This is a genomic window from Streptomyces sp. NPDC057424, from assembly GCF_042803315.1.
Taxonomy (GTDB): domain Bacteria; phylum Actinomycetota; class Actinomycetes; order Streptomycetales; family Streptomycetaceae; genus Streptomyces.
The window spans coordinates 1-24,008 of record NZ_JBHVCP010000032.1 but is presented as its reverse complement, the minus strand read 5'-3'; the positions used below and the strand labels follow the sequence as shown (position 1 = coordinate 24,008).

General features: G+C 69.9%; 14 protein-coding genes and 1 pseudogene. 7 read left to right on the top strand and 8 right to left on the bottom strand.

Translation table 11 applies throughout. The annotated features are described in order from the left end of the window. Positions 1-167 precede the first annotated feature (167 nt). On the top strand, positions 168-2,885 hold the full coding sequence (acnA, locus tag ACFU3E_RS23865; protein WP_384161652.1) for an aconitate hydratase AcnA: 2,718 nt from the start codon (positions 168-170) through the stop codon (positions 2,883-2,885). A 101-nt stretch (positions 2,886-2,986) separates the two neighbouring features. Here acnA and ACFU3E_RS23860 read toward each other — a convergent pair whose 3' ends face one another. The 6 genes from ACFU3E_RS23860 to ACFU3E_RS23835 all read right to left on the bottom strand — a co-directional run bounded on the left by ACFU3E_RS23860 (position 2,987) and on the right by ACFU3E_RS23835 (position 12,088). Then, the gene (locus tag ACFU3E_RS23860) at positions 2,987-4,342 is read right to left on the bottom strand and encodes an ABC transporter substrate-binding protein (protein WP_384161649.1); all 1,356 of its coding nucleotides are present in this window, start codon (positions 4,340-4,342) and stop codon (positions 2,987-2,989) included. A gap of 84 nt (positions 4,343-4,426) precedes the next feature. Continuing rightward, on the bottom strand, positions 4,427-5,680 hold the full coding sequence (locus tag ACFU3E_RS23855; protein ID WP_384161646.1) for a sugar ABC transporter permease: 1,254 nt from the start codon (positions 5,678-5,680) through the stop codon (positions 4,427-4,429). Beyond that, positions 5,677-6,456 carry an ATP-binding cassette domain-containing protein gene (locus tag ACFU3E_RS23850; RefSeq protein WP_384161643.1) on the bottom strand — a complete coding sequence of 260 codons (780 nt, stop codon included), beginning with the start codon at positions 6,454-6,456 and terminating at the stop codon, positions 5,677-5,679. Before ACFU3E_RS23850 ends, ACFU3E_RS23855 begins: the two co-directional genes overlap by 4 nt. A gap of 14 nt (positions 6,457-6,470) precedes the next feature. Beyond that, positions 6,471-7,550, bottom strand: coding sequence for a substrate-binding domain-containing protein (locus tag ACFU3E_RS23845; protein ID WP_384161640.1), 1,080 nt, complete (start codon positions 7,548-7,550; stop codon positions 6,471-6,473). Next, complete coding sequence (locus ACFU3E_RS23840; RefSeq protein ID WP_384161637.1) at positions 7,550-10,396, bottom strand: SpoIIE family protein phosphatase; 2,847 nt, start codon at positions 10,394-10,396, stop codon at positions 7,550-7,552. Before ACFU3E_RS23840 ends, ACFU3E_RS23845 begins: the two co-directional genes overlap by 1 nt. Positions 10,397-10,996: 600 nt before the next feature. Further along, the gene (locus tag ACFU3E_RS23835) at positions 10,997-12,088 is read right to left on the bottom strand and encodes a lytic polysaccharide monooxygenase (protein WP_384161634.1); all 1,092 of its coding nucleotides are present in this window, start codon (positions 12,086-12,088) and stop codon (positions 10,997-10,999) included. A gap of 452 nt (positions 12,089-12,540) precedes the next feature. On the opposite strand from ACFU3E_RS23835, the gene ACFU3E_RS23830 reads away from it, so the two are divergent. After that, entirely contained in the window at positions 12,541-12,951 is a 411-nt protein-coding gene (locus ACFU3E_RS23830; protein ID WP_384161631.1) for an MmpS family transport accessory protein, read from the top strand. A 118-nt stretch (positions 12,952-13,069) separates the two neighbouring features. Here the strand turns inward: ACFU3E_RS23830 and ACFU3E_RS23825 are convergent. Beyond that, positions 13,070-13,389 (bottom strand): annotated as a pseudogene (locus ACFU3E_RS23825) (alpha-glucuronidase); the annotation flags it as partial. A gap of 69 nt (positions 13,390-13,458) precedes the next feature. Beyond that, complete coding sequence (locus ACFU3E_RS23820; protein ID WP_384161628.1) at positions 13,459-17,256, bottom strand: GH92 family glycosyl hydrolase; 3,798 nt, start codon at positions 17,254-17,256, stop codon at positions 13,459-13,461. Positions 17,257-17,624: 368 nt separating this feature from the next. On the opposite strand from ACFU3E_RS23820, the gene ngcE reads away from it, so the two are divergent. The 5 genes from ngcE to ACFU3E_RS23795 all read left to right on the top strand — a co-directional run bounded on the left by ngcE (position 17,625) and on the right by ACFU3E_RS23795 (position 23,928). Further along, positions 17,625-19,079: an N-acetylglucosamine/diacetylchitobiose ABC transporter substrate-binding protein gene (gene ngcE / locus ACFU3E_RS23815; RefSeq protein WP_384161625.1), complete on the top strand. Its 1,455-nt coding sequence runs from the start codon at positions 17,625-17,627 to the stop codon at positions 19,077-19,079. Between the two features lie 42 nt (positions 19,080-19,121). Beyond that, entirely contained in the window at positions 19,122-20,048 is a 927-nt protein-coding gene (locus ACFU3E_RS23810) for a carbohydrate ABC transporter permease (protein ID WP_384161621.1), read from the top strand. A gap of 3 nt (positions 20,049-20,051) precedes the next feature. Further along, positions 20,052-20,975, top strand: a complete 924-nt coding sequence (locus ACFU3E_RS23805; protein ID WP_384161618.1) for a carbohydrate ABC transporter permease — start codon at positions 20,052-20,054, stop codon at positions 20,973-20,975. A 497-nt stretch (positions 20,976-21,472) separates the two neighbouring features. Further along, positions 21,473-22,684 carry an ROK family protein gene (locus ACFU3E_RS23800; protein ID WP_384161615.1) on the top strand — a complete coding sequence of 404 codons (1,212 nt, stop codon included), beginning with the start codon at positions 21,473-21,475 and terminating at the stop codon, positions 22,682-22,684. 134 nt (positions 22,685-22,818) lie between these two features. Next, positions 22,819-23,928, top strand: coding sequence for a substrate-binding domain-containing protein (locus ACFU3E_RS23795; protein ID WP_384161823.1), 1,110 nt, complete (start codon positions 22,819-22,821; stop codon positions 23,926-23,928). Positions 23,929-24,008 lie beyond the last annotated feature (80 nt).

Here is a 24,008-nt window from a genome sequence, read left to right as displayed (position 1 = left end):
GGCGCTCGTGTACTAGAGTTATCTCGACATCGAGATATCTGCCGAGAGAGCACCCCAGCCGCCACCCCGGTAAGGGTTACCTAACTTAGCCTGACCTTAGCGGATCGGCCAAGATGCCGTGGCGGCAGGATCGTGGTGGTACGCGCACATCAATGAAGGAGACTGTCGTGTCGGCGAACAGCTTCGACGCCCGCAGCACGCTGCAGGTGGGCGACGAGTCGTACGAGATCTTCCGGCTGGACAAGGTGGAGGGCTCGGCCCGCCTTCCCTACAGCCTCAAGGTCCTGCTGGAGAACCTGCTCCGCACCGAGGACGGCGCGAACATCACCGCCGACCACATCCGTGCGCTCGGTGGGTGGGACTCCCAGGCCCAGCCCAGCCAGGAGATCCAGTTCACGCCGGCCCGCGTGATCATGCAGGACTTCACCGGCGTTCCCTGTGTCGTCGACCTCGCCACCATGCGTGAGGCCGTGAAGGAGCTCGGCGGTGACCCCGCGAAGGTCAACCCGCTCTCCCCGGCCGAGCTGGTCATCGACCACTCCGTCATCGCCGACAAGTTCGGCACCAACGAGGCCTTCGCACAGAACGTCGAGCTGGAGTACGGCCGCAACCGCGAGCGCTACCAGTTCCTGCGCTGGGGCCAGACCGCCTTCGACGACTTCAAGGTCGTCCCGCCCGGCACCGGCATCGTCCACCAGGTGAACATCGAGCACCTGGCCCGGACCGTGATGGTGCGGAACGGCCAGGCCTACCCCGACACCCTCGTCGGCACCGACTCGCACACCACCATGGTCAACGGCCTCGGTGTGCTGGGCTGGGGCGTCGGCGGCATCGAGGCCGAGGCCGCCATGCTCGGCCAGCCGGTCTCCATGCTGATCCCGCGCGTCGTCGGCTTCAAGCTGACCGGCGAGCTCACCCCCGGCACCACCGCCACCGACCTCGTGCTGACCATCACCGAGATGCTCCGCAAGCACGGCGTCGTCGGCAAGTTCGTCGAGTTCTACGGCGAGGGCGTCGCCGCCACCTCCCTGGCCAACCGCGCCACCATCGGCAACATGTCGCCGGAGTTCGGTTCCACCGCCGCGATCTTCCCGATCGACGACGAGACCATCAAGTACCTGAAGCTCACCGGCCGCTCCGAGCAGCAGCTCGCGCTCGTCGAGGCGTACGCCAAGGAACAGGGCCTCTGGCTGGACCCGAAGGCCGAGCCGGACTTCTCCGAGAAGCTCGAGCTGGACCTGTCGACGGTCGTGCCGTCGATCGCCGGCCCGAAGCGCCCGCAGGACCGCATCGTCCTCGCGAACGCCGCCGAGCAGTTCAAGCAGGACGTCCGCAACTACGTCGACAGCGTGGACGAGGCGGGCCAGGAGTCCTTCCCGGCCTCCGACGCCCCGGCCGTCGCCCCGAACGGCGCCCCGTCCAACCCGGTCACCGTGACCGCCCCCGACGGCACCTCGTACGAGATCGACCACGGCGCGGTGACGGTCGCGGCCATCACCTCCTGCACCAACACCTCCAACCCGTACGTCATGGTCGCCGCCGCGCTGGTGGCCAAGAAGGCCGTGGAGAAGGGCCTGACCCGCAAGCCGTGGGTCAAGACCACCCTCGCCCCGGGGTCCAAGGTCGTCACCGACTACTTCGAGAAGGCGGGCCTGACCCCCTACCTCGACAAGGTCGGCTTCAACCTCGTCGGCTACGGCTGCACCACCTGCATCGGCAACTCCGGCCCGCTGCCGGAGGAGGTCTCCAAGGCCGTCAACGACCACGACCTCGCGGTCACCTCGGTCCTCTCCGGCAACCGGAACTTCGAGGGCCGCATCAACCCCGACGTCAAGATGAACTACCTGGCGTCCCCGCCGCTGGTCGTGGCCTACGCGCTCGCCGGCTCGATGAAGGTCGACATCACCCGGGACGCCCTGGGCGCCGACCAGGACGGCAACCCGGTCTTCCTGAAGGACATCTGGCCGACCGAGGCCGAGGTGAACGAGGTCGTCGCCAACGCCATCGGCGAGGACATGTTCTCCAAGTCCTACTCGGACGTCTTCGCGGGCGACGCCCAGTGGCAGGCGCTGCCGATCCCGACCGGCAACACCTTCGAGTGGGACGCCGAGTCGACCTACGTGCGCAAGCCCCCGTACTTCGAGGGCATGACGATGGAGACCACCCCGGTCTCCGACATCTCCGGCGCCCGCGTGCTCGCCAAGCTGGGCGACTCCGTCACCACCGACCACATCTCCCCGGCCGGTGCCATCAAGGCCGACACCCCGGCCGGCAAGTACCTCACGGAGCACGGCGTCGAGCGCCGCGACTTCAACAGCTACGGCTCGCGCCGCGGCAACCACGAGGTCATGATCCGCGGTACGTTCGCCAACATCCGCCTGCGCAACCAGATCGCGCCGGGCACCGAGGGCGGCTACACCCGTGACTTCACGCAGGCGGACGCGCCGGTGTCGTTCATCTACGACGCCTCGCAGAACTACCAGGCCGCCGGCATCCCGCTGGTCGTCCTGGCCGGCAAGGAGTACGGCTCCGGCTCGTCCCGCGACTGGGCCGCCAAGGGCACCGCGCTCCTCGGCGTCAAGGCCGTCATCGCCGAGTCCTACGAGCGCATCCACCGCTCCAACCTCATCGGCATGGGTGTTCTGCCGCTGCAGTTCCCGGAGGGCCGGTCCGCCGCGTCCCTCGGCCTCACCGGCGAGGAGACCTTCGACTTCACCGGCGTCGAGGAGCTCAACAACGGCGCCACCCCGCGCACGGTGAAGGTCACCACCGACACCGGCGTCGAGTTCGACGCGGTCGTCCGCATCGACACCCCCGGCGAGGCGGACTACTACCGCAACGGCGGCATCATGCAGTACGTGCTGCGCAGCCTGATCCGCAAGTAGGCTGACCGTCACGGCAGTTCGAGGGCCGCGTTCCCGGGTGACCGGGGGCGCGGCCCGCGCCGTTCACGGGCGGGACACAAAAGCCGTCTGGAGCCGGCGGGTCACTCACCGCGGTACTTCGCCGCCGCGGCGTGGGCGAGGTCCTGCGACTTGTCCAGGGCCGTGTCCACCGACTGCCGCCCGGCGATGGCGGCGGCGATCTGCTCGGAGACCGCCGTACCCAGCACGGCGAACTCGGGGATGCTCAGGAAGCCGATGCCGTCGTAGGGGCGGGGGCCGACGCCGGGATCCTTCGGGTCGGCGGAGTCCGTCGCCGCCGTGTACTCCTGCCGGTACCAGGCACCGGCCGCCTGCTGGTACTCGGGCCTCTCGTAGAGCGACTTGCGGTTCCCGGCCGGGGCCGAGGTCCAGCCCACCTCCTCGCCGACCAGCTCCTGGAACTCCTTGGAGGAGGCCCAGGAGATGAACTCCCAGGCGGCGTCCTTGTTCTCGGCCGCCTGCTGGATGCCCCAGGCCCAGGTCCACAGCCAGCCGGCCTTGTCGGTCCGCTCGTGCGGGGCCTGGACGTAGCCCACCTTGCCCTTGACCGAGGAACTGTCGGCCTCGATCGACGAGGCCAGCGACGTGGCGTCGTACATCATGGCGCACTTGCCCTGCACGAAACGGTCGAGGATCTCCAGCACACCCATCCGCTCGGCGCCGGGCTGGCCGTGGGAGCGGAGCAGGCCGACGTAGAACCCGACGGCCTCCTTGAACTCCGGTGAGGTCAGGCGGGCGTTCCAGTCCATGTCGTACCAGGCGCCGCCGAAGGTGTTGACGACCGTGTTGATCGGGGCGAGGTTCTGGCCCCAGCCGGGCAGGCCGCGCAGGCAGATGCCGCTCGCGCCGTCGGTTCCGTCGAGCCGGGCGGCGAGGTCGGCGACCTGCTTCCAGGTCGGGTCCGGCGGCATGGTCAGCCCGTCCTTGCGGAACAGGTCCTTGCGGTACATCAGGAAGGAGCCCTCGCCGTAGAAGGGTTCGGCGTAGAGCTTGCCGTCCTCCCCGGTCAGCGAGGACGCCAGGTTCGGGAAGACGTCGTCCTGGTCGAAGTTCTCGTCCGCCTTCACATAGGAGTCCAGCGGGGCGAGCCAGCCGTTGTCCGCGTAGATCGGCACCTCGTACGCGCTGACGCTCGCCACGTCGTAGGTGCCGGCCTGGGTCGCGAACTCGCGGTTCATCTCCCGCCGCGCCTCGTTCTCCGGCAGCAGCGTGTAGTCGACGGTGATGCCGGTCTCCGCCGTGAAGTGCTTCTTGGTGAGCTTCTTGAGGGTCTGGATCTGCGGCACGTCCGTCGCGAGCACACGGACGTCGGCCTGCTCCTCGCCGCCGGGTGGATCGGTGTCACCGCACCCGGCGAGGACCAGACCGGCGGCGGCCGCGACGGCCACGGCCGCCTGTGTGAGGCGGCTGCGTTTCATGACAACTCGGCCCTTACCCATCTTTGCCCCTATTAGGCATTTCATGATAAATGCGTCAACCGGTCACTCAATGGCCTGTGCGTCTCAGGGTCGGCCGCGTCTGGCCTGAGCGCGTCGGGACAGCGCGTCGGCCGCGACGGCGGCCAGCAGCACCCCGCCGGTGATCATGAACTGCACGGCGTCCTGGACCCCGAGCAGGCCCATGCCCGAGGCGATCGACTGGATGACCACCACACCGAGCAGCACCGACCAGGGCGAGCCCCGCCCGCCGAACAGACTGGTCCCGCCGATGACGGCCGCCGCGATCGCGTTGATCAGCAGCATTCCCGAACCGGCGGCACGCGCCGTCGTGGGGCTCGCCGAGGTCAGTCCGGACGCCACGAACAGCCCGCCGACCGCGGCCAGCGTCCCCGACACCATGAACATCGCGACCCGCACCCGCCCCACCCCGATGCCGGCCCGCCGCGCCGCCTCGACCCCGCCGCCGAGCGCGTAGACCCGCCGCCCGTAGCGGGTGCGGCGCAGCACGTAGTCCGAGACGACCAGGACCACCAGGAAGATCAGCAGCGCGAGCGGCAATCCCTGGAACCGGTTGAGGGTGTGGGCGGCGGCGAAGGCGACAAACGCGAGGAGACCGGTGCGCATCCAGATCTCGCCCTCGGAGCTGTAGGGCATCCCGGACGCCCGGTGACGACTCCGCCGGCGCCGGGCGGCCAGGACGTACCCGGCCGTGCCGAGTGCCGCGACCGCGTACGCCGCCAGGTCGCTGCCGAAGTGCCGGCTGGTCAGGGAGGCGACGAGGCCCTCCTCGTCGATGTTGATCGTGCCGCTGGCCCCCAGCAGGTAGAGCGTCAGACCGTTCCAGATCAGCAGCCCGGCCAGTGTCACCACGAACGCGGGCACGCCGAGCCAGGCGTGGAAGGCCCCGTGGAAGGCGCCCACAGCCGTCCCCGCGGCCACCGCCACGATCACCGCCAGCCACTCCGGCACCCCGTGGTTCACGTTCAGCACGGCGAACGCCGCCCCCGCCAGACCGCTGACCGAGCCGACCGACAGATCGATCTCCCGGATCAGCAGCACGAACACGATGCCGACGGCGACCAGCCCGGTACCGACGATGTCCACGCTGAGGTTGGACAGGTTGCGCGGCGAGAGGAACTTGTCGTCCAGCCCCTGGAAGACGATCCAGATCACGATCAGCCCGGTGATGACCAGGAGCGGCCCCCGCTCGCCGTCGCGCACCCGGCCGCGCACCTCCAGGGCGTACTCCCGCAGGTTGTCCTGCCAGCCCCGGGCGCGCCGCTCGCCGCCGGTGGTGACCGGCCCGCCGCTGCTCACGGCCAGGCCTCCTCGTCGTCCTTCGAACGATGGGCGACGGCGTTGTCCGCCGCCCCGGTCACGGAGGAGATGATCTGCTCCTGGGTCACGGTGCTCACGTCGAACAGTCCGTTGTTGCGGCCCAGCCGCAGCACGGCGACCCGGTCCGCGACGGCCTTGATGTCGCCCATGTTGTGGCTGATGAGGATGATCGCCATTCCGCGGTCGCGCACCTCCTCGATCAGATCGAGCAGATGGCTGGTCTGCTCCACGCCCAGGGCGGCGGTGGGCTCGTCGAGCAGCAGCACCTTGGGGGCACCCATGAGCGAGCGGGAGATCGCGACGGCCTGCCGCTGCCCGGCCGACAGCGCGGCGACCGGAATCCGCACGTCGGGGATACGGATCGACAGGGCGTGCATCAGGTCGCGGGCGCGGCGCTCCATCTCCACCTCGTCGAGGATGCCCACCCGGTCGATCTCGCGGCCGAGGAAGAGATTGCCGACGACGTCCAGGTTGTCGCACATGGCGAGGTCCTGGTACACGGTCGCGATGCCGAGGGCGTGGGCGTCGTGCGGGCGTTTGATCTGCACGAGGCGCCCCTCCCACTCGATGATGCCCCGGTCGGCGGGGCTGACCCCGGAGATCACCTTGATCAGCGTGGACTTGCCCGCCCCGTTGTCGCCCGCCAGGGCCACGACCTCACCGGCCCGGACCTGCAGGTTCACGTCCACGAGTGCCTGGACGCCGCCGAACCGCTTGGTGATGCCGCGCAACGCCAGTACGGGGGGATGGGTCACGAGGATCACCTCGCTCACCGGAGCCCGGCCCGGTCGCAGGCCGTGCGGAGCTCCGGGGTGCAGATCTGGTCGAGCGTGTAGACACCGTCCCGGACGAGCGTCCGGCCGATCGTCTCGCGCGTCACGGGGATCGGGTCGAGCAGAACCGAGGGGACGTCCTCGGTCGTGGGGCTGTCCACCTTCGTCGTGACCAGGGCGCCGACGTCGTTGTCCCGCGCCAGGGCGACGGCCATCGCGGACGCCGCGTCGGTCTCCAGCCGGAACGGCTTGTAGACGGTCATGTACTGCTCGCCCTTGACGATGCGCTGCAGGGCGTCGAGGTCGGCGTCCTGCCCGGTGACCGGGGGCAGCGGGGAGACACGGCCGCTCTTGAGTGCCGAGATGACACCGGCCGCGATCGAGTCGTTGGCGGCGAGCACCCCGTCGATCCGGCCCGGGCCGAGGTCGCTGATCGCGGCGGACATGTGGTCGTGCGCGTTCTCCGTACGCCACCCCAGGGTGTTGTACGACTTCAGGATCCGCACCTGGTTCCGGAGGACGGCCCGGGCCCCACCCTCGTACCAGGCGGCGTTGGGGCTGGACGGGTCACCGTTCACCATGACGACACCGCCGCCTGCGGCCCTGGCGCCCATGCCCTCCAGGAGCGCCTGGCCCTGGAGTCTCCCGACCTGTTCGCCGTCGAAACTGACGAACCCCGAGATCGGCCCCTCGGCGAGCCGGTCGTAGGCGACGACCGGGATGCCCTCGCGGTGCGCCGCGCGGACCGAGGAGCGCAGGGCCTTGGGGTCGACGACGTCCAGGATCAGGGCGGAGACCCCCCGGGTGATCATGGAGTTCATCTGCTGCCGCTGGCTCGCCGCGTCGTTCTCGGCGTTGGCGTACACGACCTTGCAGTCGGAGCACAGCTCCTTCACCCGCTTCTCGATCAAGGGCTTGTCGGACTGCTCCCATCGGGGCACGGCACGGCTCGGCAGCAGCAGCCCGATGGTCCGGCTGCTCTCGCTCTCCACGCCGCTGCCGGTACACCCGGCCAGGGACACGGCCAGCAGGACCGCCAGTAGCCCGGCGGCGCCGCGCAGACACAGGGCACGCATCAGGGACCTCCCTCGAAGGGCCGGGCCTGGCGCGGGCCCGGCTCCTGGCTCCGGCCGGTGTGCGGCCGCCGGCTCTGTTCGCCCCGTTCCCGGCCGTCCTCGCTCCGGTCCTGACCCCGCCCTTCGGCCGGGCGCCGGCCACCGCCCTCGCCACGGCCCGGGGCGTGAGCCTCGATCCCGCGCGCGGCCCCGTCGCCGGTGAGGTCCGTGGCCCTGTCGCGGTTGCGGCCCGTGGCTTGCTCGCCGTCGCGGTCCTGGCCCTGGGCCCGGCCCTTGCGGCGGTTCCGGCCCAGGCCCCAGGTCCGGCCGAGGCCCCAGCCGCGGCCCGGCTTCCGCTCCTCTTCCTCTTCTTGCTCCTCCGGCTCGGCTTCCGGTTCCCCGCCCGGCTCCGGTTCCCGTTCCGGACGGGTCACGACGATCTCGCTCCACACCTGCTTGCCGCCGCCCACCGGTACCGAACCCCAGGCCGCCGACACGGCCTCGACCAGGAAGAGGCCCCGTCCGCCCGTCGACTCCCAGTCCACGACGACCGGCTTGGCCGGTGCCCGGGGCGAGGAGTCGCTCGCCGTCACCCGCAACCGGTCCGCCGCCAGGGTCAGCTCCACCCGGACCGCGCCCTGCGTGTGCACCAGCGCGTTGGTGACCAGCTCCGACACCACCAGCAGCACGGTGTCGGCCTCGGCCGCGATGCCCCACGAACGCAGCGTGCGCGCACTGAACCGGCGGGCGTGCATCACCGCGTCCGGCAGCCGCCACACCACCCAGCCCGCCCGCACCGGCCGGACCCGCATCCCGTCGTAGCGCAGCAGCAGCACCGCCACGTCGTCCTCACGCCGCCCGGCATCGCCGAGCAGTGCGTCGGCCATCCGCCCCGGATCGGCGGGATCGGCCGCGGCGAGCGCCTGGCGTACGAGCCGCATCCCCTCGTCCACCTGCAGAACCGCCGACTCGACCAGACCGTCCGTCACCAGCGCGAGCACCGAGCCCGGGGCGAGCGCGAGTGCCGTCAGCGGGAACTCCGCGTCGGCGAGGACGCCCAGCGGGAGCCCGCCCTCGACCGCGATCTCCGCCGTACTGCCGTCGGGGTGCCGCACCAGCGGCGCCAGATGCCCGGCCCGCACGAACAGCGCGTTGCCCTCCTCCATGTCCAGCTCGACGTAGCAGCACGTGGCGAACAGGTCGGTCTCCATGCCGACGAGCAGGCGGTTGGCGTGCGCGACGACCACGTCCGGCGGATGCCCCTCCACGGCGTAGGCCCGGACCGCCGTACGCATCTGGCCCATGATCGTCGCGGCTCCGGCGCTGTGCCCCTGCACATCCCCGATGACCAGCGCCACCTTGTTCTCCGACAGCGCGATCACGTCGTACCAGTCGCCCCCGACCTGGAGACCGCGCCGGGCGGGCAGATAGCGGGCCACGGCGGTGCCTCCGGGCAGCTTGGGGAGCCGCCGCGGCAGCAGACTGCGCTGGAGCATCGTCGCGAGCTCCTGCTCGGCGTCATAGGCGTGCGCGCGCTTCAGGGCCTGCCCGACCAGGCCCGCGGTGGCGGTCAGCAGGGCCCGCTCCTCGGGGGCGAACGCGTGCGGGGTGTCCCAGCCGACCAGGCACACCCCGGCCACCCCGTTCCTGGCCGGCAGCGGCAGCACCGCGAGCCCGCCGGGGCCGATCCCCGCGAGCCCCGGTTCCAGCACGGAGCCCGCCGGCCACAGGCTCATCCGCCCGTCCCGCAGCGCAGCCTGGAGCGTGGGCAGTGCGGTGACCGGCGCGTCGGGCCACTCCGAGCGCCACTCGCTCCGCCACAGCTCCGGCCAGGCACCCGCACCCGGCGGATCGAGCACGGTGACCGCCAGCCGGTCCTCCAGCAGCTCGGCGAGAGCCACCCGGTCGGCACCCAGCGGCTCGCGCAGCGCGGCGACCACGACACGGCTGACGTCCCGGACGGTCGCGGCGTCGTCGAGCGCGGCCGTCAGCCACTGGATCCGGGCGACGTCGCTGGCGCTGCGGCGCAGCACGTGCGCCGCGCTCATCACACCCAGCACCCGCTCCGGGGCGCCGTCGGGCCCCTTCAGCACACGGCAGCTCAGCCGCAGCCAGCACAGTTCGCCGGTGGGCCTGCGGATACGGAACTCCAGCTCACGGCGGCCCGGGGTCTGCGCGGACGGTTCGATGACCGACATCAGGGCGGGGACATCCTCCGGGACGCTGTACGAGAGCAGGGTGTCGGTCTTGCCGTCGAAGCCGCCCTCGGGGATGCCGACGAGTTCGAGCAGGGCCGGGTCCGTCTCGACCAGCCCGGTGCCGGGCGACAGGGCGAAGGAACCGACCCCCATGGCGCGCAGGGCGGAATCCAGCAGGGGGGAGGGCGCCGACCGGTCCGCCTCGCCCCGCAGCCGCTCGGCGACGGCCTCGGCGTACCGCTCCAGGAACTCCCGCTGCTCGGTCCCGAACCCCTCCCCGGCCTCTCCCACCACGGCGAGACATCCCAGCCACCCGCCCGCGGCCCCCAGCGGCAACGCCCCGAGCGGAGCGGAGGCGGCTGCGCCTTCCTCCCGCCCGCCGAGCACCGCACCCGCGAGCCACACGGCCCGGCCCCGCAGATAGGCCTCCGCGATGACAGGGCCGCCGCCTCCAGCGTCGGCCGGGCCCGGGGGCACCGAGGCGGGGGCGCCGTGGGAAGCGACGTGTGGATCCTGCCCGGGGGAGGCGCTCGGCCTCGTGCCCGTGCCAGGAGATGCCCCCGACCCCGGGACCGTCACACGCGCCGGCATCGGGTACCGCTGCTCGGACTCGGCCTCGGCCGACTCCACCAGCCGGAGTTCCGTCCCGTCCTCACTGCGCACGTACACCGCCGCCAGTGCTACCCCGGCGAACGCCAGCAGCCGCGCTCGCGCAGCAGGCTCCGGAGCGGGGCGAGGCGGACCGGCGCCTCCGTTCCCCGGCGCCCGGAGTCCGGGGGCAGCGGCCCGGGCGTTGCCGTAATGGGGCATGTCCGCATCCACCTCCCGTCCATGCCGCAGCCACCGGCAGGTGGGAGTCCCCGGAACTCAGGCGACGACGACGCGGGCACGGGACCGGCGGCGCGGGGTTGCGCCTCCCATGGCGGATCCACGCCGCTCATGAGCGGCAGGGCACCCACACAACAGAATCGCACACCTGGATAACCGCGACATATGGGGCGGCCAGGTCGGCCCGGCCGGCACGCCTCGCGGGCTCCGATCCCACACCCGGCGGCCGGGGCGCCGCTCGGCCCGCGTGGCGCCGCAGGGCTCACACGGCGATCGGGAGCACCGTGCAACCGGATTCGGAACCTGCTGCGCGACCAGGCCCCCGACCCGGCCGTTCGCCCGGTGCGGCTCGGCGCACGCGGCCGCGACGACACCACGACGGACACGCACGACGGGCCCGGCCGCCGGACCTCTCCGGTGACCGGGCCCCCATCCGGCGTCTCAGCCCACCCGGCAGGGCAGACTGCTCGTACTGTCACCCCCCGCCCCGGAGACGACGTAACCGAACGTCGTGCTCCCGCCGGGCGCGAGGGATCCGTTCCAGTCGGCGTTGTGGACCATCACCGCCCGGCCGTTGTAGGTCGCGCTGCCGCTCCACACGCTGTCGACCCTCTGGCCCGCCGGGAGCGTCCAGTCGACCATCCAGCCGAGCATGGGGACCGTGCCGGTGTTGGTGACGGTCACCTCGGACTGGTACCCGCCGTTCCAGCTGCCGGTCGTCTTCCGGGTGGCCGTGCAGGTGCCGGGCACCGGCTCGGAGGGGTTGCCCGGCTCCTTGATGCCGGTCACCTCGCCGTTGCCGCCGTCGAAGACGACGTCGGAGCAGGAGTAGAAGGTCTCCTGGCTGTCGGAGCGCTGCCAGACCATGTAGATGATGTGGCGGCCCGACTTGTTGTCGGGGAGCTTGCCGGACCAGGAGTAGTTGGCCTCGACCGTGCCCGGGGAGCCGTTCAGCGGCGGGTGGTCGACGCTCAGGAACGGCCGTTCCTCCATGTCGTTCCAGGTGAGCGTCTTGGCCGGGTCGAAGCCGTCCTTGGTGATGTAGACGTAGAACCAACCCGGGTGTGCTGCCCAGGCGTTGTACGAGAAGTCGACGGTCGCGCCCGAGGTGAGGTGGGTGAGCGGCCAGTTGTTGCTGGGCGTGTTGAATCCGGTGAAGTTGGTGTTGCCGCCGCTGCACAGCTCGCCGTCCGGGACGAAGCCCCGGGTGCGGCCGGCGCCGTCCGAGCGGAGCACCGAGAACCAGTTGTAGAACGGCGTGGTGCCGCTGACCTGCTGCGCGCTCCTGCACGCCGGGTTCACCGGCTTGATCTCACCGGTGTCCGTCAGCCCGTCCTGCCAGCACAGGAATGTGCGGCTGCCGGGCTTCATGGGGGTGCCGTGTGCCTCGGCCTCACCCCCGGCCGTCATGACCAGGCCGATGGCCGGGACGGTGACGAGGAGGGAGAGCAGTACGAGGAAGAGGGCTCTGGCCCGGGTGGGGAGCGCCCATCGGGGCATCGTGGAGCCTCCGGGCTTTCTTGTCAGGATCATGACAGCATCATCCGTTTCGTGGGGGTACGGGCCTGCGGATGCGTGTGCACGGATGCGCGGGATGGGAGCGACTCGTAGGGGCGGGTTCCGGTCCACCGATATGGGAGCGCTCCCATCCCGCCTGCTGCGGAAGGTAGCGCTCGGCGGCGCAGATGTAAACGGCTCGCGCGAAAGGGCGCCCGCCGGAACCCCGTGTCCCGTGTCGGCGACGCGTGTGCCGGGTCGTACGGGTGCGATGGTCCACGGGCGTGCGCCCGGTTCTGCGGGCGCCTCGTGTGCCGGAGTGGGACGTCCCGGCCCTCCGGCCGATTCGACGGCCGGAGCGGCGCAAGGGTCCGTTCGCCGGGGCATCGCCTGCGTCAGCCTCAGGAGGCCGCCGCACAGCGGAAGTTGACTTCGCCATACCTGTGCGGTTGGCTGCGGATCCGACCATCATGATCCGGGGGATCCCTTTGAACCGCACCATCCGTGCAGTCGGCTGCGCCGTCGCAGTCACCGGTCTCGCGCTGGGCCTCAGCTCCTGCTCCGAGGCCGTCGACCAGGTCGACAAGGCCGTGAACGAGACGTACACGGTCACGTACGAGGTCACGGGGAAGAACGTCGACTCGATCGAATTCCACGGCGGCGGCGGCAAGGCCATGGAGCCCAAGATCGAGTCGGTGTCGAAGCCCGAGCTGCCCTGGAAGAAGACGGTCACGCTGCGCGGCATCATGCCCGCGGCGGTCATGCCGGTCGCCGCGGACCCCGACGGCTCCCAGGTCACCTGCAAGATCATCCACAAGGGCAAGGTGCTCGAGGAGCAGAGTGCCGACGGCCTGGTGACCGCCGGTGGCTGCACCGCGGAGTCCCCGATCACCGGGTGACCCGGGGCGGTACCGGCGGGATGGCGCAGCCTCCGTGCTGCGCCATCGGCGTTCTCGGCTGGACCGGTGCCGTCTGCCACCGGCACCAGCGGGCCCGGCCGCGCCGGGCCGGCGGCCACTCACCGCTGAACGCCGCCTCCCCGAGCCGTGCGACATGGAACAACCCGTACAGGAGCCCGCGTCCACCGGAGGCGGTGACGGTCGTCGTACCGCCCTCGCCGGCGAGGTCGAGACCCTCCCGCCGAGGAGCCTCAGGCCGTCGGCACCGGCGTCGAGGACCAGGTCGTACGCGCCGTCCGGCACGGCGTCCCGCACGACCCGGCCCCCGAACCTCCGGCAGGCCTCGGCCACCTCCCCGTGCACCGTCTCCACCAGCGCACCCGATCCGCGGATCAGCGTCCGCCGGCGGCCGGCTGCCCGGAAGGCCGCGGGCGGCAGTCAGGCCGGGTCGACCCCCTCGGGCAGGACGGGCACGGGAAGCGGCATCGGACCCCCCAACTCGGCTGCTCAGGAGAGCAGTTCGACCTCCGCCAGCGTCGCCTCACCGTCGAGGACCAGGCGGTACCTCTCGTACGTACCCGGCGATCTCACGGAGAACGCGCGGGTCTGTCTGTCCCAGGCGAAGGACTCCACGGAGCGCCGGTCCAGCGTCCGCCAGCCCGTGCCGTCGGAGGAGCCCTGGAGCGTCCATCCGGCCGGTGCCTTCGCCCGGTCCGCCGACGAGGTCAGCGTGTACTGCACCGCCTCGGCACCCTTGGAGACCGGCAGGTCCACGGAGGTCACCGCGGCCTCCGTCGCCGACGTGTCGTCGAACAGGGCGCCGTCGCCCTTCAGCAGGTCGGCGCGCGGGGTGGGCACCTCGTCGTCCCGGGTGAGCGACACGGGTGCGGCGTGCTTGCCGGTGCCCCATGACGAGGGCCGCGCGCCCATGTCGAACTCCAGGACACCGCCCTTGGCGACCAGTGAGTGGGGCAGAGAGGTCTTCGTCCAGGTCCGGCCGTTGACCTTCAGCCCCTGCACGTAGACGTTCCTCGCGCTGTTCCGGGGCGCCTTGACCACCAGCTCGCGCCCGTTCTCCAGGTGCACGGTCGCCTCGGTGAACAGGGGCGAGCCGATCGCGTACTCGCCGCTGCCCATCACCAGCGGGTAGAAGCCGAGGGCGGAGAACAGGAACCAGGCCGACTGCTCACCGTTGTCCTCGTCACCGTGGTAGCCCTGCCCGATCTCGCTGCCCGTGTACAGCCGGGACAGCACCTCGCGGACGTTCCTCTGCGTCTTCCAGGGCTGCCCGGCCGCGTCGTACATGTAGAGGGCGTGGTGGGCGACCTGGTTGGAGTGCCCGTACATGCCCATCCGCACGTCCCGCGCCTCGGTCATCTCGTGGATGACCCCGCCGTAGGAGCCGGCGAACTCGGGGGAGGCCGTCTCCGGGGTGGAGAGGTACTCGTCGAGCTTGTCGGCGAGGCCCTTCCGGCCGCCGTAGAGGTTCGCCAGGCCACGGCTGTCCTGCGGTGCGGTGAAGGCGTACCCCCAGCCGTTGGTCTCGGTGTAGTCGTGGCCCCACACCCGCGGGTCGTACGTCGACGACTCGGCCCGCCAGTCGCCCTTGGCGCCCCGGCCCTGGAAGAACCCGGCCTTCGCGTCGAAGAGGTTCACGTAGTCCTGTGCGCGGTCCAGGAAGTACTCCGACTCCTCTTTGTAGCGCCGCTCACCGGTCTCCTCGTAGAGCTTCCGGCCCATGCGGGAGATGCCGTAGTCGTTGAGGCAGCCCTCCAGCGCCCAGGACAGGCCCTCGTGGGTGTCGGTGCTCGTGTAGCCGAGGAACGGGGAAGTGGTCATGCCCTTGCGGCCGACGCCCGAGTCCGGGGGCACGACCGTCGCGTTCTTCACGGCCGCCTCGTACGCCGCCTTCGCGTCGAAGTCGACGCCCTTGACGTACGCGTCCGCGAACGCCACGTCCGAGGAGGTGCCCGTCATGAGGTCCGCGTAGCCGGGGGAGGACCAGCGGGAGGTCCAGCCGCCGTCCTTGTACTGCTGCACGAAGCCGTCGACCAGCTCGCCCGCCCGGGACGGAGTCAGGAACGAGTACGCCGGCCACGTGGTCCGGTAGGTGTCCCAGAAGCCGTTGTTGACGTACACCTCGCCGTCGACGATCTTCGCGCCGGTGTGCGTCGGGGTGTCCGGGTTCGGCATGGGGGAGAAGGGCGAGGCGTACCGGTGCTTGCCGCCGACCTTCTCGAAGCCGGAGTTCGGGTACAGGTACAGCCGGTACAGGCTGGAGTACAGCGTCGTCAGCCGGCCGGGGGTCGCGTCCTCGACCTCGACCCTGCCGAGCAGCCGGTCCCACTGACGCTGGGCGCTCTTCTTCACCGCTTCGAAGGACCTGCCCGCCGGGATCTCCTGGCGGAGGTTGTCCTCGGCCTGGTCGACGCTGATCAGCGAGGTCGCCAGGCGCAGGGTGACGGTCCGGTCGTGGGCCTCGAAGCGCAGGTGGCCCTTGACGCCACTGGAGTCGCCCCCGGTGACCGGCTTGTCGAACTCGCCGTACACGAACAGCCGGGTCGCGCCCGTCGACAGCCCGGACTTCACGTCCGAGTAGCCGGTGACGATCCCGTTCTCCTTGTCGAGGGTCAGCCCTGCCTGGTCGGTCACGTTGTCGAAGAGGACGCTCGCGTCGTCGCCGGGGTAGGTGAAGCGCAGCGCCGCCGCGTGGTCGGTCGGCGCCATCTCGGCCTTCAGCCCGTTCTCGAAGCGCACCCCGTAGTAGTACGGCCGGGCGGTCTCGTTCTCGTGCCGGAAGGCGAGCTCCCGGGCCTCCCGGCCCGGTTTCGGAGTGCCGGCGGCGACGGACGGCATCACCTGGAAGGTCTGCCGGTCGCCCATCCAGGGACTCGGCTCGTGGCTCGCGCTGAACGCCTGGATCGTCGGCAGGTTGTCCGCGTTGTTCGCGCGTGCGTAGTCGTACAGCCAGCTCAGCGAACCCGCGTTGGTCACCGGCGTCCAGAAGTTGAAGCCGTGCGGCACCGCCGTCGCCGGGAAGTTGTTGCCCCGGGAGAAGCCGCCGCTGGAGTTGGTCCCGCGGGTCGTCACCGCGTAGTCCGACAGATGCGCCTTCGGCCGCTCGGGGGCGACGGACCCGATGGTCACGTCGTCCAGCCAGCCCCGGAACTTCGCCGGGCCCTTGGGCGAGTCGTACGCCACCAGGATCCGGTCCACGGTCTTCCCGGCCGCGACGGACCCGATTCGCGAGGCCACGTCGTTCCACTGGTTGACGTAGAGGATCTTCGCCGCGCCCTGCCCCTGCGGGGTCAGCGGGAAGCCGTGCTGGTCGGTGGCGCGCAGGTCGCTCAGGTGGGTGCCGTCGGTGAAGGCGAGGTCGACGGAGACGTTCGTCGCGTCGTAGTCGAGGTCGCCGTCCGCCATGGACGGGAAGACCCGGTAGGCCAGCTGTGTGTTCCGGCCGACGGCCACGTTCACGTCGAAGACCTTGTTGTACGAGTACGCCCGCCCGTCGGCGGTGTGCCGGCCGGCGTAACGCAGGGCGCGCTTTCCGGTGAATCCGGCGCCCGCCTTGGCGGTGGGGGAGCCGCTCGGGCCCCGGTCGACCAGGGAGAGCATGTCCTGCGGCGCGGGCCCGTCGCTGCCGCCCGTGGACAGCTGGAGGTCGGCGAGCTGGAGGAGGGCGCCGCCGTTGTTCCCGGTGACGTCCAGCCGGAAGTGCCGGTACTCGCCGGGTTCGGCGAGGTCGTACGTCTTCGTCCGGAACCGCTCCGGGAAGGACTCACCGGAGCGGGTGTCCAGGGTCTTCCAGTCCTTGCCGTCGGCGGAGCCCTTGAGGGTCCAGTCCTTCGGGTCGCGCTCGGCGTGGTCGTTGGCGGACGTCAGTGCGTAACGCGTGATTCTGACCGGTTTGTCCAGGTCGAACTCGGCCCAGCCGGTGGGCTCGAAGACGAGCCACTTGGTGCTCGGTTCGCCGTCGACGAGATTCTCCTTCACCTCGCCGCCGCTCGCGTTCTCGGCGCTGGCCCGGACGTCCGTCACCTGGTCCGTCACATTGCCCGGTATGCCACTGCTGTAGCCGCCGTCGACGCCCGACGCCCTCCTGTCACCGCCAGGGGTGGTGTCAACGGTGCTCAGCCAGTCCGGAACCGGGTCGTCCGGCTCGAAGGAGGAGGTGAACTCCCGATCGGGCTTCTCCGGGGCTTGAGGCAGTGCGACCGCAACGCCCTGTGAGCCCAGGGCCAAAGCGAAGGCGGTCGCCGACACGACCGCCGATCCCCATCTGTGCCGAGCTTTCCGTTGCATCAACGGGTACCCTCCCTGCGCAGTGGACAACGTTGTCACCTTCGATGCGCAAGGACCAGTAGTTGCCCAAGTGGCGAGGAGTGTCAAGGGTGTTGCCTGTGGAATTCGGGCGCGGCGACCGGGGTATTTCCGGCGGAGCACCCGCGGGCCGCTCATACTTCCGCGAGGTCTCAACTCGGATAAGACCCACGGCCAACCTTGTGTTCGATCTTGATCCGCTGACGGGAAGTGGACTATACCTGTCGGGCGATTCACACGATCCGCACATCACCACCCGCACTTTCCTGCACGAACCAGCTCGACCCGATCGCGGTGCCGGGAAGGATCCGGTTCACCGCCTGAGTCCTGGAGAAGGCGAGGACTTGAGCATGGGATCCACTTCCGCCGAGAGCCACGGCACCGAAGGTGTCGGCCGCCGTGATCTGATCAGAAGGTCCGCCGCGCTCGGGCTGATCTCCGTCCCCACCATGAGCTTCCTGTCCGCCTGCGCCAGCAGCGGCGGCGGCGACAGCGGAGACAAGGCCAAGGCCGGCAAGAAGACGGCGAAGAACCCGCTCGCCGTCAACGACACGGCCGGCATGGAATTCGTCCTCTTCGACGGCGGCTTCGGCAAGGAGTACGCCGAGGACGCCGTGGAGATCTACGAGAAGAACTTCCCCGAGGCGCAGGTGAAGTTCGCCGCCACGCAGAAGATCCAGTCCACGCTCCAGCCCCGGTTCAACCAGGGCACCCCGCCGGACCTCATCGACAACTCCGGCGCCGAGCAGATGGACATGGGCGTCCTGGTCGGCAAGAGCCAGCTCACCGACCTCACCCCGCTGCTGGACGCGCCCTCCTACGACGACCCGGACACGAAGGTCCGCGACACGCTGCGCCCCGGCATCGTGGAGATGGGCCAGTTCGACGGCGAGAAGGTCTGGATCCTGTACTACGCCTACACGGTGTACGGCGTCTGGTACTCGCAGAAGGCCCTTGACTCGCTCGACGAGCAGTACCCCGAGACCTGGGACCAGATGCTCGCGGTCTGCGCGAAGGCCAAGAAGAAGGGCATGGCGGGCTGGACGTACGCGGGCAAATACCCGTACTACCTCCCCTTCTCGCTCTACCCGATGATCGGCAAGGTCGGCGGCCGCGAGGTCCTCGACGCGATCGACAACCTGGAGCCGGGCGCCTGGAAGCACCCGGCCGTCAAGGCCTGCTTCGACGCGTACTACGAGCTCTACAAGAAGGGCTACGTCCTCAAGGGCACCCCCGGCCTGGACCACATCCAGTCGCAGACCGCGTGGGCCGAGGGCAAGGCGCTGTTCATCCCGAACGGTTCCTGGGTGGAGAACGAGTCGGCCAACGTCATCCCCGAGGACTTCGACCTGGCCGTCTCAGCGCCCACCGGCCTCGACTCCTCCGACAAGCTGCCCTTCGGGACCATCTGGGCCTCCGGCGGCGAGCCCTTCATCGTCCCGGCCAAGGCGAAGAACGCCGCCGGCGGCATGGAGCAGCTGCGCATCATGCTCAGCGAGGCCTCCTCGAAGAACTTCACCGGCAAGGTGAAGTCGCTGACCGCGTTCGACGGCGGCACCGACGGCATCTCCCTCACCCCCGGCCTGAAGTCGGGTGTCGCGGCGCTGGACAAGGCCGGAGAGAACGTGGTGAATCCCCGTCTCCAGGACTGGTACGTGCAGTTGCAGAAGGAGAAGATCGGCGTGTCCGGTCTGGGCGAGATGATGGCCGGCCGCCTCACCCCGGCCGAGGCCGTCAAGAAGATCCAGGGCTTTGCCGACGAGGCGGCCAAGGACGACTCCATCAAGCACTACAAGCACCAGTAACGGCACCGGAAACCCGATTTCCGCAACGGCACCGGAGTGGCGATGCAGCACGGCAAGTACCGGTTCATCGTGGGCTTCCTCGCGTTGCCCCTGGGACTGTACGCGCTCTTCGTGGTCTGGCCGTTCATCCAGTCCATCTATTACTCCTTCACGGACTGGACCGGCCTGAGCCCCGAATTCACGATGGTCGGTTTCGACAACTACAGCCGCATGCTCGACGACGACATCTTCTGGAAGTCGTTGCAGCACAGCCTGCTGTTCGCCCTCCTGCTGCCGGTGGTGACGATCGGCCTCGCGCTGTTCTTCGCCTTCATGATCAACGTGGGCGGCAGAAAGAGAAAGAACGGCCCGGTCATCACCGGAGTCCGCGGCTCCTCCTTCTACAAGATCGTCTACTTCTTCCCGCAGGTCCTCTCGATCGCCATCGTCGCGCTGCTGTTCGCGTTCGCGTACAACCCGGACAGCGGCGCGATCAACTCGCTCCTGCGCGGCATCGGGCTCGACAACCTCCAGCCCCTCTGGCTGGGCGACCCCGACCTCGCGCTCTGGGCAGTCATGGCGGTCCTCGTCTGGTCCACGGTCGGCTTCTTCGTCGTCCTCTTCTCCGCCGGCATGGCCTCCATCCCGGCGGAGATGTACGAGGCCGCGCTCCTGGACGGCGCGAACCGTGTCACGACCTTCTTCCGGGTCACCCTGCCCCTGCTGTGGGACACCGTGCAGTCCGGCTGGGTCTACATGGGCATCCTCGCCCTGGGCGCCGAGTCGTTCGCGGTCGTGCAGATCATGACGACCGGGCCGGGCGGCCCCGACTACTCGACCACCGTCATGGTCCTGTACGTGTACCAGAAGGCGTTCCGCGACGGGCAGGCCGCCTACGCCACCACCATCGGTGTCGCCCTGCTCGTCGTCACGCTGGCCTTCGCCGCCGTGGTGATGCGGCTGGGCCGTCGCGAGCGGCTGGAGTACTGATCGATGAAGACGACCGAAACCCCCGCCCCGCTCCCGGCCGAGTCCGGCGCACCGATCGCCAAGACGGACACGCCACCACCTCCACCCCCGAAGGAGAAGAAGGAGGGCACGGTCCTCAACGTCTTCTCCCACGGCGTCCTGGTCATCTGGGCGTTCATGGTGGTTCTTCCGCTGCTCTGGGCGGTCATGACGTCCTTCAAGGACGACCGCTCCATCTTCAGCTCCCCCTGGTCGCTCCCGGACTCCCTGCACTTCGGCAACTGGTCACGGGCGTGGACCCAGGCCAACATGAGCGACTACTTCCTCAACACCGTCCTCGTGGTGGGCGGTTCACTCATCGGCACCCTGGTCCTGGGCTCCATGGCGGCCTACGTCCTGGCCCGCTTCGACTTCCCGGGCAACCGCTTCATCTACTACCTGTTCATCGGCGGTATGAGCTTCCCGATCATGCTCGCGCTGGTCCCGCTGTTCTACGTCGTGAACAACATGGGCCTGCTGAACACCATCCACGGCCTGATCCTGGTCTACATCGCCTACTCGCTGCCGTTCACGGTGTTCTTCCTGACGGCCTTCTTCCGCACACTGCCGACGTCGATCGCCGAAGCGGCCTTCGTCGACGGCGCGTCCCACAGCCGCACGTTCTTCCAGATCATGCTCCCCATGGCCAAGCCGGGCCTGATCAGCGTCGGCATCTTCAACTTCCTGGGCCAGTGGAACCAGTACATGCTCCCCACGGTCCTCAACACCGACCCCGACAAACGCGTCCTCACCCAGGGCCTGGTCCAGCTGGCGGTCAGCCAGGGCTACAAGGGCGACTGGTCGGGCCTCTTCGCGGGCCTGGTGATGGCCATGCTGCCGGTGCTCGCGGCGTACATCATCTTCCAGCGCCAGGTGGTACAGGGCTTGACGGCGGGCGCGCTGAAGTAGCCCGGCCCACGCGGCACGATGCCCGCACCCGGGGAACCGGACGGGACCACGAGGGGCCCGCAGCCGCCGGACGCCGCGCGGGGCCGTCGTCCGTGGCTGGGCGGGACCACGACGGCCTGCAGCCGCGTACGGCGAGAAGGGGACGTGTCGGGGGGTGCCCGCCCGCAGCGGTCGGCGCGTCCCCGAACAGTCAGTCGGCACGCAACCCCGTCGCGCCGTTCCGAGGACGGACACCCCCCGGCGCGGCCCCGACCCACCACCCGGCACAGAGGCGCAGACCCGCGCCCCCACTTCACCGCACAGGCCGCCGCAGGCACCCGGCAGGCACCCGCCGACAGAAAGCGCGAACCACCACGTAGCCCTCCGCAATCACCCGCACACCCCCCGGAATCAGTTCAACCTCTTGACGGGAGGCAACCCGAACGGCTCAGCTTAGAGTTCACTAGTTGGACATAGACGGGGCCTCATCGAAGCGGCCCCGTGCGCAGGAGGTCGTCGTGGAGACTCCGGGGTCGCAGTCATCGCTGCACCGAGCCAACCTGGAGCGGGTCGTACGAGCCGTGCGCCTGGCGGGCTCCCTCACCCAGGCCGAGATCGCGCGGACGACAGGTCTGTCCGCGGCGACGGTCTCCAACATCGTCCGGGAGTTGAAGGACGGCGGCACCGTCGAGGTCACACCGACCTCCGCCGGCGGCCGCAGGGCCCGCAGCGTGTCGCTGAGCGGCGACGCCGGCATCGTCATCGGCGTCGACTTCGGCCACACCCACCTCCGCGTCGCCATCGGCAACCTGGCCCACCAGGTCCTGGCGGAGGAGTCCGAGCCCCTCGACGTCGACGCCTCCTCCACCCAGGGCTTCGACCGCGCGGAACAGCTGGTCACACGCCTGATCGAGGCCACCGGCGTCGACCGCTCCAAGATCGCCGGCGTCGGCCTCGGCGTCCCCGGCCCCATCGACGTGGAGTCCGGCACCCTCGGCTCGACCGCCATCCTCCCCGGCTGGACGGGCACCAAGCCCGCCGAGGAGCTCCACGGCCGCCTCGGCGTCCCCGTGCACGTGGACAACGACGCCAACCTCGGGGCCCTGGGCGAGATGGTCTGGGGCAGCGGCCGGGGTGTCCGCGATCTGGCATACATCAAGGTCGCCAGTGGCGTCGGCGCCGGCCTGGTGATCAACGGCAGGATCTACCGAGGCCCCGGCGGCACCGCTGGAGAAATCGGGCATATTACACTCGACGAATCCGGCCCCGTGTGCCGCTGCGGCAACCGCGGCTGCCTGGAGACCTTCGCGGCCGCGCGCTACGTGCTCCCGCTCCTCCAGTCCAGCCACGGCACCGACCTGACCATGGAAGGCGTCGTACGGCTCGCGCGGGACGGAGACCCGGGCTGCCGTCGGGTGATCGCCGACGTCGGCCGTCACATCGGCAGTGGAGTGGCCAATCTCTGCAACCTGCTGAACCCGAGCCGTGTGGTCCTCGGTGGTGATCTCGCCGAGGCCGGTGAGCTGGTGCTCGGGCCGATCCGGGAGTCCGTCGGCCGCTACGCCATTCCCAGTGCGGCGCGCCAGTTGTCCGTTCTCCCCGGGGCTCTCGGCGGCCGTGCGGAGGTGCTCGGAGCGCTCGCTCTCGCACTCAGTGAGATGGGTGATTCGACCCTTTTGGACGGGACTGCCGCCGGAGCGCTGCAGGCGGCGACCCCTGCCTTCACTTAGAGAACGGATGGCACCGTTGCCATCTCGTTAAGGATTTACTTCTTGACGTCGCACGTGTGGCCGAGTTGACTTCCAGCCACCTCGGCCGCAATGTCGCGGCCTCGTCAGGGAGGTTTCTAGAAGTGAACACCCGTATGCGCCGTGCCGCCGTTGCCGTTGCCACCACCGCCATGGCCGTTTCCCTCGCCGCCTGTGGCAGTGCCAAGGAGGCCGACGGCGGTAGTGACTCCTCGTCGGACGCGGCCGCCAAGAAGGGCGACAACATCAAGGTCGGTCTCCTGCTCCCGGAGAACCAGACCGCTCGTTACGAGAAGTTCGACCGGCCCCTGATCGAGAAGCAGATCAAGGAGCTGACGAACAACAAGGGCGAGGTCGTCTACGCCAACGCCAAGCAGGACGCCACGACCCAGAACCAGCAGGTCGAGACCATGATCACCAACAAGGTGGACGTGCTCATCCTGGACGCGGTGGACGCCAAGGCCGTCGCCAACTCGGTGAAGAAGGCCAAGGACGCCGGCATCCCGGTCGTCGCCTACGACCGTCTGGCCGAGGGCCCGATCGACGCCTACACCTCGTTCGACAACGAGCAGGTCGGCAAGACCCAGGGCGAGGCCCTGCTCGAGGCCCTGGGCGACAAGGCCGAGGACGGGCAGATCGTCATGATGAACGGGTCGATCACCGACCCGAACGCCGCCCTGTTCAAGAAGGGCGCCCACTCCGTGCTCGACGGCAAGGTGAAGATCGGCAAGGAGTACGACACCAAGGAGTGGAAGCCGGAGAACGCCAACAAGAACATGGAGGGCGCCATCTCCGCCCTCGGCAAGGACAAGATCGTCGGCGTCTACTCCGCCAACGACGGCATGGCCGGCGGTATCATCACCGCGCTCAAGGCCGGCGGCTTCGACAAGCTGCCGCCCGTGACCGGCCAGGACGCCGAACTCGCCGGTGTGCAGCGCATCGTCGCCGGTGAGCAGTACATGAGCGTCTACAAGCCGTACGCCCCCGAGGCCGAGGCCGCCGCGAAGATGGCCGTCGCGCTGGCTCACGGCGAGTCGCTCGACTCCGTCGCCAAGGACAAGGTCGACAGCCCCACCACCAAGGGCGTCCCCTCCGTCCTCGTCCCGGTCGTCTCGCTGACCCAGGACAACATCCAGGACACCGTCATCAAGGACGGCGTCTACACCGTCAACGAGATCTGCACCGCCAAGTTCAAGGCGGCCTGCGACAAGCTCGGCCTCAAGTAGCGGTCCCGCGGTCGTGGGGCCGGCCCCCCCCCCCCCGGGGGGGCCCCCCCCCACCCCCACCCCCCCCCCCCCCCCCCCCC